Here is an 18,488-nt window from a genome sequence, read left to right on the forward strand (position 1 = left end):
CGGCGTACCGATGCCCTTCCGTGGCATACCAATCCTCATCGACCGGACTCCGCGTTGCGACCAGCGTCCCGCGCGTCGAGCCAGTCGGCGATCAGCCGGCCGATCACACGCGCCGGCCCGGGCTGCATCATATCGGCGTGCGTACATGAAACATCGCGCCGGTGGATTCGCCCTGCGACGTACGGGCGCCAACTGTCCACCGTCAGGTGCGGCTCGTCCTCGTGCGGCGCGGCGATGAACAGCATGTCGCCCCGCAGCCGGTCGAAGGTGGCGGTGTTGGCCAGCCTCATGTTGTTGACCAGGACGCGACCGATCCCGGCGACGTCGCGCTCCGCCAGCCCCGACAGGCTGCTGTGGCCGCCGCGGAGCACGGCCGCGACCCGCGCCGCGTCCAGCGGATCCGGCCCGAGGTCGGCCCGGTCGACCCCGACGGAGTCCAGCATGATGGCGTACACGTCCTGCTCATCCGTGCTGACCTCGTGGTCGTCGCCGTACGGCTTCGGGTACGCGTCCACCATGGCCAGGAGCTCGACGCGCTCCCCCGCCTGTTCGAGCCTGGTCGCCATCGCGTGTGCGACCAGGCCGCCGAACGACCACCCGAGCAGGTGGTACGGCCCCGCTGGCCGCACCTTGCGGATCTCCTCGACGTAGTCCGCGGCCATCTCCCGCACCGTGTCGGGAAGCGCGTCCGGATCGGTCAGGCCACGGGCCTGCAGCCCGTAGACCGGGTGCCCGGTCAGCTGCGGCAGCAGCCCCGAGTACATCCAGCTCAGGCCGGCGCCCGGGTGCACGCAGAAGATCGGGGCGCGGTCGCCCTCGCCGCGCAGCGGGAAGAGCACGGCGAGCGCGCCCTCGGCCGGCCGGTCCGCGCCGAGGCGGGCGGCCACGCCGGCCACCGTCGGCGCCTCGTACAGGTGACGCACCGTCAGGTCGGTGCCCATGGCCGACCGGACCTGGTGCATCAGGCCGGCCGCGGTCAGCGAGTTGCCGCCCAGCTCGAAGAAGCTGTCGTGGATGCCGACCGACGGCACTCCCAGCGCGGCGGCGAACAGGCCGCACAGCACCTCCTGCTCGCTGGTCTCCGGTGCGGCGTGGCCGCTGACGGCGGCGCGGTCGGGGACCGGGAGAGCCCGGCGGTCGACCTTGCCGACCGGGGTCAACGGCAGCTGGTCGAGGACGACGAACGCCGCGGGGACCGCGTACGACGGGACCGTCCCGGCCACCTCGCGCCGCAGGTCGGCGAGGTCGGGTGACCCCGCTCCCGGAGCCGGGACGACGTAGGCGACCAGACACTTCCCGGTCACCCCGTCGTCACGCACCATGACCAGCGCCTGCGCCACGGCCGGATGCCCGGCGATGGCCGCCTCGACCTCGCCCGGCTCGATCCGGAAACCGCGGATCTTGACCTGGTCGTCCGTACGGCCGAGGAACTCGACCTCGCCCCGGCCGGTACGCCGCGCCAGGTCGCCGGTGCGGTACATGCGGCCGCCGGCCGGGCCGAACGGATCGGCCACGAAACGCTGCGCGGTCAGCCCCGGCTCGCCGACGTAGCCCCGGGCCACACCGGCGCCACCGATGTACAGCTCCCCCGCCACCCCGTCGGGGACCGGGCGCAGCGCGTGGTCCAACAGGTACACCCGCATGTTGTCGAGCGGGCGTCCGATCGGCACCGGGTCGGTGACCGTGTCGGCGGAGCTGACCCGGTGCCGGAGCGCGAACACGGTGGTCTCGGTCGGGCCGTATCCGTTGACGACGGTGGTCTGCGGGCACTGGCGCAGCAGCCGGCGCACCGCGTTCGGCGGCACCACGTCCCCGCCGGCCCACACCTCGGCCACCCCGGCCAAACTCTCCGGCGCCTCGGCGACGAGCAGTTGGAAAAGGCCCGAGGTGAGCCAGGCCGCGGTGACGGCGTGCTCGGCGATGAAGGCCCCCAGCACCGCGAGGTCGAGCGCGCCGGGTGGTGCGATCACCAACTCGCCGCCGCGCAGCAACGGTACCCAGATCTCGTACGTCGAGGCGTCGAAGGCCACCGGCGAGTGCAGCATGACGCGGCCGTGCGCTGCGGTGTCGAAGGACCGGTCGAACACCAGGCTCGTCACGTCCCGGTGCGAGACGCCGACGCCCTTGGGGGTCCCGGTCGAGCCGGACGTGTACATGACGTAGGCCAGGTGGCCCGGGTGCCCTCGCGTCACCGGATGACCGCCAGCGGCGACGGCCTCGCGCGGGTCGGCCGGCTCCTCGACGGTCAGCACCCGCCGCCCGGGCAGTGCGCGTACCGCCGCCTGCCGGTTGGCGCTGTCCACGAGGACGACCGGCGCGCCGGTGTCCGCCACGATGTCGCGCAGCCGGTCGTCGGGGTAGCGCGGGTCGAGCGGCACGTACGCGCCGCCGGCCTTGAGGATGCCGAGCAGCGACACGACCAGGCCGGCCGAACGCTCCTGCAGGACCGCGACCGGCGTCTCCGCTCGTACGCCCAGCCGCCGCAGGCGGTCGGCGAGCCCGTCAGCACGTCGGTCGAGTTCGCGGTAGGTCAGGGTGGCTTCGGACGCGCGCACCGCGGTCGCCTCCGGGGTCAGCCGCGCCTGCGCCGTGAACAGTTCGGGGATGGTGAAGGCGGCCTGCGGCAGCCGCCGCCCGGTCTCGTTCCACTCGTGGATGATCCGGTGACGTTCGGCGGCATCGACCACCGGCAGCCTCCCCACCGTCTGGTCGAGATCGGACGCCACCGCTTCGAGTACCCGCACCATGCTGGCGAGCAGCCGCTCGGCGTCGGCCGACGTGAACAGGTCGGGCCGGTACCCCAGCCGCAGGTGCAGGCTGTCGCCGGGGATGGCCGCCAGCGTCAGGGGGTAGTGCGTGGCGTCGTGGCCGTTGACGGCGGTCATCGTGAGCCCCGGCGCCGGGTGGCGGAACTGCGCGCTGTCCACGGGGTAGTTCTCGAACACGGTGATGGTGTCGAACAGCGGTGCCGTGCCGACGATCTCCTGCAGCCGGCTGAGGCTCACGTGCTGGTGGTCCATGACGCCGGCCAACCACTCCTGCAACCCGACGAAGAAGTCACGCAGCGTCTGCCCGGGCCTGACCCGCACCCGTACCGGAAGGGTGTTGATCAGTAGTCCGACCATGGACTCGACTCCGGGGATCTCCGCGGGCCGCCCGGACACGGTACCGCCGAAGAGAACGTCGTCGCGGCCGGTGAGGTACGCCAGGACCAGGCCCCAGGCGCCCTGGAAGAAGGTGTTCAGCGTCAGGTCGCTCTGCCGCGCCGACGCCGTCAGGGCGGCGGTGAGCTCCGGACTCAGCGTGGCCACCGCGTGCGCGGGCACCGCGGCCCGGCGGGCCGGGTCGACGGGCGCGACCAGGGTCGCGTCGTCCACCCCGGCCAGGCTCTCGCGCCAGACCGTCTCGGCGCCGGCCAGGTCGCGCCGGGCCACCCAGGACAGGTACTCCCGATAGGGCGTGGGCGGGGGCACCGCCTCGTCGCGGCGGCGGTTGTACAGCTCGAACAGCTCCGCGAACAGCAACGGCATCGACCATCCATCGAGGAGGATGTGATGGTTGGTCATCAGCACGGTGTGCTGCTGCGGGCCTCGCTTGATCAGCGTGAACCGCAGCAGCGGTGGCCTCGTGACGTCGAACCGCTCGGCGCGGTCGGCCGCGAGCACCCGTTCCAGCTCCTCGGCCCGCCGGCCGGGCTCGTGGGCCGTCAGGTCGACCTCCGCCCAGGGCACGTCCACGTCCGAGAGGACGACCTGCACGGCATCACCCCGCAGCCGGCGGTGGAACGCGGTCCGCAGGTTGTCGTGGCGGCGCAGCAGCGCCCGGGCCGCCGCGCGCAGGCCGCGCACGTCGAGCGGTCCGTCCAGGTCGAAGTAGGTCTGCACGTTGTACACGTCGGGTGCCTGGTCGTCGTACTGCGCGTGGAACAGCAGCCCGTCCTGCAACGGCGCCAACGGCCACACGTCGACCAGACCCGGCTGGGCGGCCTCCAACTGCTCGATCTCGGCCTGCCCGAGGCGGACCAGCGGCAGGTCCGACGGGGTGAACCCGCCGGCACCCGGCCGCGCCGCGCACACCGTCAGCGCGTCGAGCGCCCGCAGCCAGGTGTCCGCCAGCTCGACGACGGCGTCCTCGTCGAGCAGCGCGCCAGGCCACGACCAGGTCACGCTCAAGGCGGGCCCGGCCTCGGAGTCCTCGGTCGCCGCGTTGATCTGCAGGGCGTGCGGCGCGGGCATGTCGGGATCCGCGCCACCCCCGAGCAACCCGGACTCCGGCGCCGGCAGCCAATCGCCGGAAGCCGTGGACGCTGCGGTGTCGAGGCGCCCGAGATAGTTGAACGCGATCTCCGGTGCCGGGTCCGCCGCGAGTTCGGCGGCGGTGTCGGGATTGAGGTATCGCAGCAGCCCGAAGCCCAGACCGTGGTCCGGTGGCAACGCCCGGAGCTGCTCCTTGATCCGTTTCAGGGCGGCCGCCGCTTCCGGGCCGCCGGCCAGGGCGTCGTCCAGGTCCAGCTCACCCAGGTCCAGGCGGGCCGGGTGCATGCCGGTGAACCAGCCGACGGTGCGGGACAGGTCGATGCCGTCGGCGTCGTGCTCCCTACCGTGCGACTCCAGTTGCAGCAGCAGCGCCCGCTCGTCCGCCCCGCCCCGGCGTCGTCGCCAGTCCGCCACCGCGATGCCCAGCGCCGTCAGCAGCACATCGTTGACCCCCGCGTGGAACACGGCGGGTACCTGTGTCAACAGCGGGATCGTCACCTCGACCGGCAACCGGCGGGTGACCGCCCGGAAGGTACCGACGACGTCACGGTCGTCCCGCGCCCGGTTCAGCTCCAGCCGGCCACCCGCCCGGCCCACGGCCCGCCAGGCAGCCAGTTCGGCTACCCGCTCGGGCGTACGCGCCGCCTCGACGAGGTGCTGGCTCCACCGGCGCAACGACGTGCCGACCGGGGTCAGCTGGATCGGGCTTCCGGACTGCACGCAGCGCCACCCGTCGGCCAGGTCGGACATGAGGATCCGCCACGAGACGCCGTCCACCACGAGGTGGTGGACGACGAGCAGCAACCGGCCGGGGCGCGCCGGGCCGGCGTCGAACCAGACCGCCCGCAGCATGACCCCGGACCGGGGAGCCAGCCGGTCCCGCGCCCGCTCGGCATGCGCGGCCACGACATCGTCGAGTGGCTCGGCGCCCAGGTGCGCGACGTCCACCCGCTCGATCAGGCCGTCGACCCGTACGGAACCCTTGGGGGGAATGTCCAGCGACCAGCCGCCGTCGTCCACCAGGCGCCCGCGCAGCGCGTCATGGTGGTCCACCAGGGCCTGCACCAGCTCGGTCAGTCGAGGCAGGCTCAGCTCCGCCGGCGTCCGCAGGAGCACCGACTGGCTGAAGCCGTCGATCGGGCCGCCCAGCTCGCGCAGCCAGTGCCCGATCGGGGTCAGCGGTACGACTCCGATCGCGGCTTCCGGCGGTTCGGCCGCCTGGTCGGCCAGGCAGTTCACCGCGGCGGCCAGGGCGGCGACGGTCTTGTGGGTGAACACGTCGCGCGGGGAGAACAGCAGGCCGGCCTTGCGCGCGCGACTGACCAGCTGGATGGAGGAGATGCTGTCACCGCCGAGGTCGAAGAAGCTGTCGTCCACCCCGACCTGCGGCAGCCGGAGGACCTCCGCGAACAGCTCGCTCAGCGTGCTCTCCTGCGGGGTACGGGGCGCCCGGCCGGTCGTGGCCGCCGCCACGTGGGGGGCCGGCAACGCCCGGCGGTCGACCTTCCCGTTGGGGGTCAGCGGGAGCGCGTCGATGACCATGACGCTGCTCGGCACCATGTACTCGGGCAGCCGGCCGCGCAGCTCGGCCAGGACCGCCGCTTCCAGCTCGGCCCGGCTGCGGGCCGACACGGGGGTGTTGGCGTACGCCTCCGGCCGCGCCCCGGGGGCGGCGAGGTAGAAGTCGGTGGGCGGCGCGGCGGCCGCCTCGGCCGCGGAGACCAACACCGCGTCGAACGTGTCCTCCGCGCCCCCGCCCGACCAGGTGGTGGCCACCCAGTAGCCGGCCTCGGCGGCGAGCCGGTGCAGCGCCGCCGGCTCCACCGCCGGCCCCGGCGGTGCGGTGAGGACGGTACGCACGGACTCCACGTCGGCGGCGTCGACAAGGGCGCGCGCGGCGGCGACCTCGGCGGCCACCCGGGCGTTGGGCACTCCGACGACGCGCAGCTGCGCGGGCCGCTCCTGTGACAGCAGCTCGCGCAACGCCCCGACGGTGGCCACCTCGCCGCCCCAGCGCACGGTCCGCGCCGGCGCGAACGGCCGCGCGGCCGTCGGTGCCTTGCGCAGGACCACCTCGTACCGGTACCGGCTCAGCTCGTTGTCGAAGTCGCCCTGCTTGAGGTGGATCTCGACGCCGTCGATCCCGTCGACGACCGTCCGCAGCGCGGGGAAGAACTCCGGGTCGAGCAGCAGCTCGTTCTCCACCAGCAGCCCGTGCTCCACGCCGGCGCGCAGCGCCGCCACGTCGGCGCGCGGGCGCATCAGCTGGATCCCGGTCTGCAGAGCACGGTGCAGCCGCAGGTTGCGGATGTCACCGAGGTACACCGCTCCGCCCGGGCGCAGCAGCCCGACCGCCCGGCGCAGCACGTCGACGACGTAGTCCGCCCCCGGGAAGTACTGCACGACGGAGTTGAGCACGACCGTGTCGAAGAAGTCCTCGGGAAGCCCGGAGAAGTCGTGTGCCGGTTGGGCGCGCAGCTCCACCCGGTCGGCGATGTCGGGCTCCCGGGCCACCTGCCGGGCCAGGTTCTCCACCGCGACCGGGGAGAAGTCGGTGCCCCAGTACGCCGCGCAGCGCGGCGCGACGGCGGCCAGGATCAGTCCACTGCCGACACCGATCTCCAGCACCCGGCGGGGCCGCAACGCGAGCACCTGCCCGGCGGTGTACTCACGCCACGCGAGCATCTCCGGCAGCGGAATCGGAGCACCGGTGTAGCTGGAGTTCCAGCCGCCGAAGTTCGTACCGAAGCCGCCCGTCCCGGTGTGCTCGCGGTACATCGAGTCGTACAGCTGCCGCCAGTCGCCGACCGACTGCGCCGCGCCGTCGTCGTCGCGGCCGGCGGCCTCGTCGGCCCCGGGCACCACGTAGGCGACCAGCCGCTTGTCCCCGGGGCCGTCGGCGCGCGCCACCACCGCCACCTGGCCGACACCGGCACAACGCGCCGCGGCCGCCTCGATCTCGCCCAGCTCGATCCGGAAGCCCCGCACCTTGACCTGGTCGTCCAGGCGGCCCAGGTACTCCAGCTCACCGGCGGCGTTCCAGCGCACCTGGTCCCCGGTGCGGTACATCCGCCCGCCGTCGGCGTCGAACGGATTGGCGACGAACCGCTCGGCGGTCAGCGCGGGCCGCCCGAAGTATCCGCGGGCCAGTCCCACCCCTGCGATGTAGAGCTCGCCGGCCACGCCGACCGGTACCGGTTGGAGCGCGCCGTCGAGCACGTACACCTGCATGTTGTCCAGCGGGCGCCCGATCGGCACGCTGTTCGGCACGCCGTCGGCGGCGCGGATGGGGTGCCGGGTGGCGAACGTCGTCGTCTCGGTCGGGCCGTAGCCGTCGACCACCATGATTCCCGGACACGCCGCGCGGACCCGGCGTACCGCCTCCGCGGGGACGACGTCGCCTCCGGTCCACACCTCGCGGACCCCGGCCAGGCACTCCGGCGACTCGTCCGCCAGCACCCGGAACAGTCCGGCGGTCAGCCAGAGCGCGGAGACCTGCCGCTCGCCGATCACCTTGGCCAGGGCGGCGATGTCCAGCTCACCCGGGCGCGCCACGACCACGTGGCCGCCGGAGAGCAGGGGAACCCACAGCTCGTACGTCGAGGCGTCGAAGGCGGCCGGGGAGTGGAACAGCACCCGTCGGTGCGCCCCGGTGGCGAAGGACCGGTCCCGCGCCAGACCGACGACGTCGCGATGGGTCACCGCCACACCCTTGGGCACGCCGGTCGACCCGGACGTGTACATGATGTAGGCCAGCCGCCCGGGATGTCCCGGCAGCCCCGGGTCGGTCACGCCCACCTCGGGGCCGACCGGCTCCACCACCGAGACGACCCGCACCGCCGGGCCGAACGCCCCGGGGTCGGCGGTGCCGTCGGTGAGCACCACCGACGCCCCGGTGTCCGCGACGATGTGCGCCAGCCGGTCGGCCGGGTAGCGCTCGTCGAGCGGCACGTACGCTCCGCCGGCCTTGAGCACCGCGAGGATGGAGACGATGAGGTGCGCGGAGCGCTCCTGCAGGATCGCCACCGGCTCCTCGGGACGCAGCCCCATGCCGAGCAGCCGGTGCGCCAGGGCGTTGGCCGCGGCGTTGAGCTGGGCGTACGTCAGCGTCGTGTCGCCGGCGCTGACCGCCACGGCGGTCGGTGCGCGACGCACCTGCGCTTCGAACAGGTCGACCAGCGTGGCGTCCGGCAGGGGGTTCTCGGTGCCGTTCCAGCTCACCAGCACCCGCTCCCGTTCGGCGTCGGAGAGCCCGGCGAGCTGCTGGATGCGTACCTCGCTGTCCCGGCTGACCGCCTCGAGCATGCGGTTGACGCGCTGCACGACCGCCTCGGCGGCCGGCTTTTCGACCAGGTCGGCGCGGTAGTCCAGGCGCAGGTGGAGCTGACCGTCCACAATCGCCGCGAACAGGGTCAGCACGTAGTGCGCGGAGTCCCGGGCCACCAGGCCCCGGATGGTCAGGTCGTCGCCGATCGTGCCCCGCAGCGAGTTCTCGTCGACCGGATAGTTCTCCAGCACCATATTGGTGTCGAACAGCTCCCGCTGGTCGATGAGCGCCTGGATCCTGTTCAGGCCGAGATGCTGGTGCGGCAGCAGCGCCACCTGCTCACCCTGTAGCCGGGTCAGCAACGACGTCATGGTCTCGTCGGGGGCGAACCGCACCCGTACCGGCACGGTGTTGACGAACAGTCCGACCATCTTCTCCATGCCGGGGATCTCCGGCGGCCGTCCCGACACGGTCGCGCCGAACAGCACGTCACGACTGCCGATCAGGTCGGCGACGACGACGCCCCACACGCCCTGCACGACCGTGTTGACGGTGACGCCGTGCCGCCTGGCGTAGGCCTCCAGGGCCCCCGTCACCTCAGGTCCGGCGACGAGCACCGTCTGGTGCGGTGTCACCGAGGTGCGGCCGGGGTCGGCGTCGGCGACGAGGGTGGGGCCCTCGACGCCGGCCAGGGCGTGCCGCCACGCCGCCTCCGCCGCCGGTACGTCCTGCTTGCCGAGCCACGTCAGGTAGTCGCGATAGGGGGTCGCGGCGGGCAGCCGCGCGTCGCCCCCGCGGCTGGCGTACAGCGTGAACAGCTCGCTGACGACGACGGCGGTGGACCACCCGTCCAGCACGATGTGGTGGTTGGTCATCACCAGGCGATGCCGGTGCGGGCCCAGCCGCACCAGCGTGAAGCGCAGCAGCGGTGGCCGGTCCAGGGCGAACCGGCGGACCCGGTCGTCGTCCATGAGGCGCGACAGCTCGGCGTCACGTCGGCCCTCCTCGACCTCGGTGAGATCCACCTCGGTGAACGACACCGTCACGTCGCTGAGGACCGCCTGGATAGGGTCGCCCGACTTCCGGGTCTTGAACGCCGTCCGCAGCGCGTCGTGCCGGGAGACCACCGCCTGGGCCGCCGCGCGCAGGGCGGCGACGTCGAGCGGTCCTTCCAGGTCGAACCCGAGCTGCACGGTGTACACGTCGGTGCCGCGCTGGTCGTACAGGGCGTGGAAATGCAGGCCCTGTTGGACCGGGGTGAGGGGCAGGACATCCTGAAGGTGGGGCCGAGTCACGGCACGATCTCCCAATCCGTGAGGAGCTCTTGTTCCAGCTCGTCGATTTCGTCCTGGCTGATCGGTACCGGCACGTCCGACGGCGTCAGGCCGCCCGCAGGCGCGACGGCACAGTGCTCGACCAGCGCCGTGAGCAACCGGAACCAGGCGTCGACCAGTTCACCGGCGTCCTGTTCGGACAGCAGCTGCGCCGGCCAGCCGACCACGACCTGCAGGTGCGGCCCGTCCGCCCGGTCTTCGGCGACCACGGTCACTTCCAGCACGTGCGACAAGGGGGTACGGGGGTCGACGGCCGCGGCGGCGCTGGTCAGACCGTCGGCGCCGGTGATCACACTCCAGTCGGCGCCGTCGGCCGCCGGCAGGCGGCCCAGGTAGTTGAAGCCGATCTGCGGCTCCGGGTGGCGCGCCAGCGCCGGACGGGTGTCCGGGTTGACGTACCGCAGCAGGCCGTACCCGACCCCCCGGTCCGGGACCGCCCGCAGCTGTTCCTTGACCGCTTTCAGGGCCCGGAGGATTCCGGGACCGGTCCCGTCGACCTCCCCCGGGTCCAGCCGGACCGGGAAGATGCTGGTGAACCACCCCACCGTTCGGGACAGGTCCGCGGCGGCGGCGCCGTCGCGGCCGTGCCCCTCGAGGTCGATCAGGACGCTGCTGTCGCTGCCCAGGCCCCGGTCCTGACGCCACCGGGCCACCGCGATCGCGAAGGTGGCCAGCAGCGCGTCGTTGACACCGGCCCGGAACGCCGCCGGCACCGACGTCAGCAACGGCTCGGTGACCGCCGTCGGTAGGGTCCGCACCAGGTGCGAGGCGGCGCGGACCAGATCCCGACCCGGGTCGAGCGGACGGTTGGCCAGCAGCGGATCGGCGCCGCGCATCGTCGCCGCCCAGTACGGCAGCTCCGCCTCCCGGGCCGGATCGAACGCCGAGGCCGAGACCTGCTGTGCCCACCGGCGAAACGAGGTGCCGACCGGCGGAAGCTCAGGGGTACGGCCGGCGTCGGCCTCCCGCCACGCCTCGGCCAGGTCTGCCGCGACGATCCGCCACGAGATGCCGTCCACCACGAGGTGATGGGCGACCAGGAGCAGGACTCCGCTGCGGGACGGGCCCGCGTCGAACCACTCCGCCGCGATCATGCGTCCGTCGGCCGGCCTGATGGCCGCGGCCACCCGGGCCGCCCGTTCGCCCGCGGCGGCCCGCAGCCGCGCGTCGTCCCACCCACCGACGTCGACGCGGGTCACGCAGTCCTCGGCGCGGACCGCGCCGGCCGGAGGTACCGTCAGCGCCCCCTCGGTGCCGTGCCCGCCGGCGACGAAGGTGCCGCGAAGCACGGCGTGCCGGTCGAGGACAGCCTGTACGGCCACGAGCAGGCCGCGGTAGCCCAGCCCGGCCGGTACGCGCAGCGCCAGCGTCTGGTTGTAGCCGTCCACCGGCCCGCCCAGCTCCCGCCAGCGCCGCATGATCGGCGTCAGCGGGACCTCGCCGACCGGCTCGTCGGGCACGTCGTCGTCGGCGGCTGTCACGGAGCTGGCCACCGCTGCCAGGGCCGCCACCGTCTTGTGCTCGAAGACGTCCTTGGGGGTGAGGATGATGCCGGCCTTGCGGGCCCGGCTGACCAGCTGGATCGAGATGATGCTGTCCCCGCCGAGGGCGAAGAAGTCGTCCTGGACCCCCACCTCCGGCAGTCCGAGCACCTCGGCGACCAGGGCGCAGAGCTGCTCCTCACCGGGAGTGCGGGCCGCGCCGCCCTTGACCGGCGCCGACAGCGCCGGGGCGGGCAGCGCCGCCCGGTCCAGCTTGCCGTTGGGGCTCAGGGGCAGCCGGTCGAGCATGACGAACAGGGCCGGGACCATGTAGTCGGGCAGCGTCGTCGCGGCGTGCCGGCGCAGCTCGTCCGGCGACGGAGCCGGGCCGGGGCCGGCCACCACGTATGCGACCAGGCGCTGCCCGAGGCCGTCGTCCTGCCGCGCGGCGACGGCCACCGCCGCCACGGTCGGGTGGCTCGCCAGCGCCGCCTCGATCTCCCCCAGCTCGATGCGGAACCCGCGGATCTTCACCTGGTGGTCGACGCGGCCGAGATAGTCCAGTGCCCCGTCGTCGCGCCACCGGGCCAGGTCGCCGGTGCGGTACATCCGCTCCCCCGGCTCCCCGAACGGATCGGCCACGAACCGCTGCGCCGACAGGCCGGGTCGGTCGAGGTAGCCGCGGGCCAGCTGAACACCTGACAGATACAGCTCGCCGACCTCCCCTACCGCCACCGGGCGCAGCCGCGCGTCGAGCACGTGCAGGCCGGTGTTCCAGACCGGTCGGCCGATCGGTACCGGGCCGGACTCGTCCGGCGCGCAGGGCCAGTACGTGACGTCGACCGCCGCCTCCGTCGGCCCGTACAGGTTGTGCAGCGTCGGCCCCGAACCGCCGTACAGCTCGTAGAACCGGTCACGCAGCTCCGCCGGGAGCGCCTCGCCGCTGCAGATGACCCGGCGCAGCCCCGTGCATGACACGGCTGCCGGCTCAGCGAGGAAGGGGCGCAGCATGGACGGTACGAAGTGGACCGTGGTGACGCCCGCGGCGGCGATCAGCCGGGCCAGGTACGCCGGGTCCTGCTGGCCGCCGGGCCGGGCGAGCACCAGCACGGCGCCCGTCAGCAACGGCCAGAACAGCTCCCACACCGAGACGTCGAAGCCGACCGACGTCTTCTGGAGAACGGCGTCTTCGCCGGTCAGCCCGTACTCGGCCTGCATCCAGCAGAGCCTGTTCACGATCGCCTCGTGCGTGACCACCGTGCCCTTCGGCGCGCCGGTGGAGCCCGACGTGTAGATGACGTACGCCGGATGACGGGGGCCGAGCGGGTGGCGACGGTCGGCGTCGCGCGGCGCGCCGTCATCGTGCCCGGCCAGCGTCTCCCGGGTTCGCGGATCGTCGAGGCAGACGGCGGGCAGGCCGTCCACCTGCGGCAGGACCGCCGCGATGTCGGTCGTGGTGAGCAGCAACGTGGGCGCCGCGTCGGTTAGCAGGTACGCGACGCGCTGCTGCGGGTAGTCCGGGTCGATCGGGACGTACGCCGCGCCGGCCTTGAGGACGGCCAGCACCGCCACCATCATGTCGACCGACCGGTGCAGCGCCAGCGCCACCCGCCGCTCCGGTCCGACGCCACGGCCGATCAGGTGGTGCGCCAGCCGGTTTGCCCGCGCGTCGAGCTCGGCGTACGACAGGCTCACCTCGCCGAAGCGCACCGCCGGGGCGTCCGGTGTGCGGAAGACCTGCAGCTCGAACAGGCCCGGCAGCGTGATGCCCGGTACCGGCCGGCGCGCCCCGACGGTTGCGGCGGGCGGACGCTGCCGCGCCGCGCCGGTCAGGTCGAGGCGGCTCAGCGGGGTGTCCGGCTGCGCCGTGGCCGCGCCGAGCAGGCGTACCAGCAGCGCGGCGAACCGGTCGACCGTGTCGCGGTCGAACAGGTCGGTGGCGTACTCGATGAGCCCGTCGAGGCCGGCGGGTTCCCCGTCGTCGGTGCGCCGTGCCTGCAGATCGACGGTGAGGTCGAACTTGGCGGTGGTGCGCGGCACCGGCACCCGCTCGGTGCGCAGACCGGCCAGCGGCACCGGCGCGGGCTCCTGGTCGTTGAAGGCCAACATGACCTGGAAGAGCGGGTGCCGGGCGAGAGACCGGGCGGGTTTCAGCTCCTCGACCAGGCTGTCGAACGACACGTCCCGGTGCGCGAAGGCCGGGGCCGCCGCCTCGCGTGAACGTCCCACCAGCTCCCGCAGGCTCGGGTCGCCACCGGTGTCGGTCCGCACCACGAGGGTGTTGACGAAGAAGCCGACCAGGTCCGCGAGGTCTTCGTCGTCGCGGCCGTCGACCGGGACGCCGATCGGGACGTCGGTGCCGGCTCCCAGCAGCGTGAGCAGCGCCGCTGTCGCGGCGTGCAGCACGACGAAGGTACTGGCGCCGCACGCCTTGGCGACCTCGACGATCCGCCGGTGCAGCTCCGCCGGGAGGTGGAGCGGCACGGAGTCGCCCCGGTGGCTGGCGGCGGCGGGCCGGGGCCGGTCGACGGGTAGCTCCAGGCAGTCGGGCAGTCCGGCCAGCGCCTGCGACCAGTACGCCAACTGCCCGCCCGCCGGCGACTGCGGGTCGCCCGGGTCGCCGAGCCGGCGCTGGCGGCGCAGCGCGTGGTCGGCGTACTGCACCGCCAGCGGCTCCCAGGCCGGCTCGCGGCCGTCGCGCCGGGCCTCGTACGCGGCGGCCAGGTCGCGCATCAGCGGCCCGAGGGAGGCGCCGTCGCAGGCGATGTGGTGGACCACGAGGACGAGGACGTGCTCGGTGCCGTCGACGTCGAGCAGGGTCGCCCGCCACGGCAGCTGCACCGACAGCCGGAACCCCTCCTCGGCCGCCGCCCGTACCGCGTCCGGGACGTCCGCGCCCGCGACCCGCCGCACCGACACCTCGGGTGTCACCTCGTCGGCCGGCTGGACCAGCTGGTACGGCCGGCCGTCGAGCTCCGGGAAGCTGGTGCGCAGCGGCTCGTGGCGACGCATCACGTCGGTCAACGCCGCGACGAGGGCCGGCCGCTCGAGCGGTCCGGTCAGCCGCAGGGCGAGCGGAACGTTGTAGGTGCCGTCGGCGCCGTCGAGGCGGTTGAGGAACCACAACCGCCGCTGCGCGTCCGACAGCGGCAGGTGCGCCGGCCGGGTCGGCGCCGCCGTCTCGGGCCCGGCGGGCCGGGTGGCGTCCCAGGCGGCCAGCCGCGCGCCGACGATCTCGCCGATCTCCGCCAGCGGGGCCGGCTTCATCAGGTCGGTGTGCGCCCGTTCGATGGGCCGGACGTCGATGTGCCCGGAGACGTACGGCTGCCAGCGGTCCGGCGTCGGGGAGATGTCTATCTTGTCGAGGGTCGCCCGGAAGAACAGCACGTCCCCGTCGAACCACCCGGGAGCGTAGCGCTGGATGAGTTCACTCGCGTTCGCGTACACCCGCGTCATCGCCGTGATGTGGCGCTGCTCCAGCGACGCCAGCGGGCTGTCGACCTGGCGGAGAAGCTCCACGACCCGGGCGAACTCCAGTGGCTCCCCGTCGAGGCGGCGCCGGTCGTAGCCGGCGAAGTCCAGCAGGGTCGCCATCAGCTCCGGCTCGGTCAAGGGCGGTAGGGCCAGCCCCGGGTACGCGTCGAGAATGACGAGGAGGCCGACCTGCTCACCGAGCGCCTGCAGCGCGGTGGCGATGGCGTGCGCCACCACTCCGCCCGAGGACCACCCCAGCAGGTGGTAGGGCCCGGTGGGCTGTGCCTTGCGGATCTCGTCGACGTACCGGGCGGCCATCTCGGCGACCGACTCCGGCAGCGGGTCGCCGCCGGACAGCCCCGGCGACTGCAGACCGTAGATCGGCTGCTCCGCGTCGGTGTGCCGCAGCAGCCCGGAGTAGATCCAGCTCAGGCCGGCGGCCGGATGGACGCAGAACAGCCCCGGTCGGGCGCCGCCCTGCCGCAGGGGCAGCAGGACGGCCAGCGGGTCGTCCTGACCGCCGGCGGAGATCCGCTCCGCCAGCTCAGCCACGCTCGGCGCCTGGAACAGCGTGCCGATGGTGACCTCCGCGCCCAGCGTCGCGCGGATCCGGCCCACCAGTTGGGTGGCGATCAAGGAATGCCCCCCGAGGTGGAAGAAGTTGTCCCTGATGCCGACCGACGGCACTCCCAGGGCCTCGGCGAACAGTTCGCACAGCACCTCTTCGCGCGGGTTGCGGGGGCAGCCGGACCCTGCTGAGGCCGCGTAGCTCGGGGCCGGGAGGGCCGCGCGGTCCAGCTTGCCGTTGTTGGTCAGCGGCAGCGCGTCCAGCAGGACCACCGTCGCCGGCACCATGTGCTCGGGCAGCACCGAAGCGGCGTGCTCCCGTAGCTCGTCCAGGCCGTCGGCGTCGGCCGGCACCACGTACGCGACCAGGCGCCGGTCTCCGGGCTGGTCCTCCCGCGCCACCACGGCGACCTGCGCCACGGCCGGATGACCCGCGAGCACCGCCTCGATCTCACCCAGCTCGATGCGGAAACCGCGGACCTTCACCTGGGCGTCGGCGCGGCCGACGAACTCCAGGTCGCCGTCGTCGTTCCAGCGGGCGACGTCACCGGTCCGGTACATCCGGTCACCGGGTGCGCCGAAGGGGTGGGCCACGAACCGCTCGGCGGTCAGCGCCGCCCGGCGCAGGTACCCGCGGGCCAGTCCGGGACCCGAGACGTACATCTCGCCCGCGACACCGGGGGGCACGGGACGCAGGCTGTGGTCGAGCACGTGCACGCTCAGGTCGGGGATCTCGCGGCCGATCACGCTCTGCACGGCCCGGGTACGGCCGGCGTCGAGCGCCAGGTACGACACGTGCACCGTGGTCTCGGTGATGCCGTACATGTTCACCAGGACGGGAGCGTCGGGATGGCGCTCGTACCACTCCCGCAGCCGCCACAGGTCGAGCGCCTCGCCGCCGAAGATGACCCAGCGCAGCGCGAGGTCCTGTGGGTGCGCCTGCCCTTCGGCCTCGGCCTGCATGAGCTGGTAGAAGGCTGACGGCGTCTGGTTGAGCACGGTCACGCGGTGGCGTGCCAGCAGCGCCAGGAAGTCCCGGGGCGACCTGCTGACCTCGTAGGGCACGACGACCAGCCGGCCGCCGTGCAGCAGCGGGCCCCAGATCTCCCAGACCGAGAAGTCGAACGCGTACGAGTGGAAGAGGGTCCAGACGTCGTCGGGTCCGAAGTGGAACCAGTGCCGGGTGGCGTCGAACAGCCGTACCACGTTGCGGTGCGGGACGACGACTCCCTTCGGCTTCCCGGTGGAGCCGGAGGTGTAGATGATGTACGCCGCGTTCTCCGGACGCAGCCGTCGCGTCCGGTCGAGGCCCGTGGGGTCACCGGTCGGGTAGCGGCGCAGGCGGTGGACAACCTCCTCGTCACCGAGGTCCACGACCGGCACGCCGGCCAGGCCGGCCGGGAGGTCGTCACGGCCAAGCGTGACCAGTGCCGACGGCTGCGCGTCAGCGATCATGAAGGCGATCCGCTCGGCCGGGTAGGCGGAGTCGAGCGGAAGGTACGCGGCACCCGCCTTGAGCACGGCGAGGACCGCCACGATCAGCTCCGCCGACCGGGGCAGGGCCAGCGCCACCACCTGTTCCGGGCCGACCCCCTGGTCGATCAGGTGGTGTGCGAGCTGGTTCGCCCGGGCGTTCAGGTCCCGGTAGGTCAACGCGCTGTCGCCGTCGACCACCGCGACGCGGTCCGGATGTGCGGCCGCCTCCTCGGCGAAAAGGTCGGTGATGGTCGTGCCGGTCTCGCCGGCGGAGGACTCGACGGAGCGCCGCAGCTCCTCGCCGGTCAGCACGTCCACCGTACCGATAGGACGGTCGACGTCCGCGGCCGCCAGGTTGCTCAGGAACCCGAGGAAGTGGCGCTGGTGCCGCTCCACGTCGGCGTCGGAGTACGCCGCCGGGTTGGCGTCCACGTCGACCTGGAGATCGGCGCCGCTGCCCCGGTCGTACACGATGAACGACATGTCGTCGGCCGGGCCGATGGCGAGGTTGTGCACCGTGGCGCGATGACCGCCGAATCGCAGGTCGTAGTCGAACATCATGATGTTCACCTGCGGCCCGATCAGCCGCTGGTCCTCTTCCAGCAGCCGCAGGTCGCGACGCAGGTCCTCGAAGCGGTACCGCTGGTGGCGCAGCACGGTCCGCATCCGGCCGAGGGCGTGCCGCAGGGCGTCGCCGACGCTCATGTACGGGCGGATGGCCACGCGCAGCGGCAGCACGTTGGAGACCATGCCGGGAACGCTGCGCGCCTGCCGTCCGAGCCGGGTGGTGACCGGCAGGCCCAGGACCACCTCCGCCGATCCGGTCATCCGCTGGAGGTAGGTGGCGGTGGCGGCGATGACCACGGCCGGCCAGGGGACGCCGGCCTCGGCGGCCAGGTCGCGCAGCCGGCCGGCCGCGTCGGCGCCAAGATGGGCGGTACGGCGCACCAGCGACCGCGCCGCCGGCGGTCGGGCCCCGCACAGGCTCACCGGCTCCGGGCGGTCGGCCAGCGCCTCGGCCCAGTAGCGCCGGTCCGCGTCGAACTGTGCCGAGCCGCGATAGGCCTCCTCGGCCGCCAGGAGCGTCGACAGGCTCGGAAAGGGGTTCGCGGACGGCTCGTCGCCGGCCACCAACGACGTGTAGACCTCGGCCACCCGCTGCGCGATGAGAGCGACGGTGAACCCGTCGACCGCCAGGTGATGGTAGCGGTGGTACCACAGGTAGTGCTCGGACGAGAGCCGGAACAGCGCGAACAGGAACAGCGGCCCGGACTCCAGGTCGACCGGCGTGGCGAGGTCGGCGCGCATCCACCGCTCCGCCGCGGCGCGTGGGTCGGGTTCGGCGCTGACGTCGACCTCGTGCAGCGGTGTCGGCGCCGCGTCCACCACCCGCTGCCGGGGGCCCTCGGCGGTCTGGACGAAGCTGGCGCGAAGCGCGTCGGCCTCGGACACGACCTGCCGCAACGCCGACGCGAAGAGGCCGGGGTCGACCGGCCCGTGAATCTCGAGGTACTCGCCGGCGTTGTAGATGGTGTTGGCCGGGTCGAGCTGCTGAGCGAACCAGATGCCGGACTGTGCAGCGGTGAGCGGCCGGTCGTGCGTGCGCGGAGCTGGCATGTCACATCACTCTCAC

General features: G+C 73.3%; 2 protein-coding genes. Both read right to left on the reverse strand.

What is annotated here, in order from left to right:
* Positions 1 to 35: 35 nt before the first annotated feature.
* On the reverse strand, positions 36 to 9,818 hold the full coding sequence (locus HC031_RS13190) for a non-ribosomal peptide synthetase (RefSeq protein ID WP_167925559.1): 9,783 nt from the start codon (positions 9,816 to 9,818) through the stop codon (positions 36 to 38).
* Entirely contained in the window at positions 9,815 to 18,472 is an 8,658-nt protein-coding gene (locus HC031_RS13195) for a non-ribosomal peptide synthetase (protein WP_167925560.1), read from the reverse strand. The genes HC031_RS13190 and HC031_RS13195 overlap by 4 nt, the downstream gene beginning before the upstream one ends.
* Positions 18,473 to 18,488 lie beyond the last annotated feature (16 nt).

This window comes from Planosporangium thailandense (genome assembly GCF_011947195.1).
GTDB classification, from domain to species: domain Bacteria; phylum Actinomycetota; class Actinomycetes; order Mycobacteriales; family Micromonosporaceae; genus Planosporangium; species Planosporangium thailandense.

What these genes read in the sequence shown, in the direction of transcription:
- HC031_RS13195 (WP_167925560.1), bottom strand. Translation starts at nt 18,472, where the DNA reads ATGCCAGCTCCGCGCACGCACGACCGGCCGCTCACCGCTGCACAGTCC.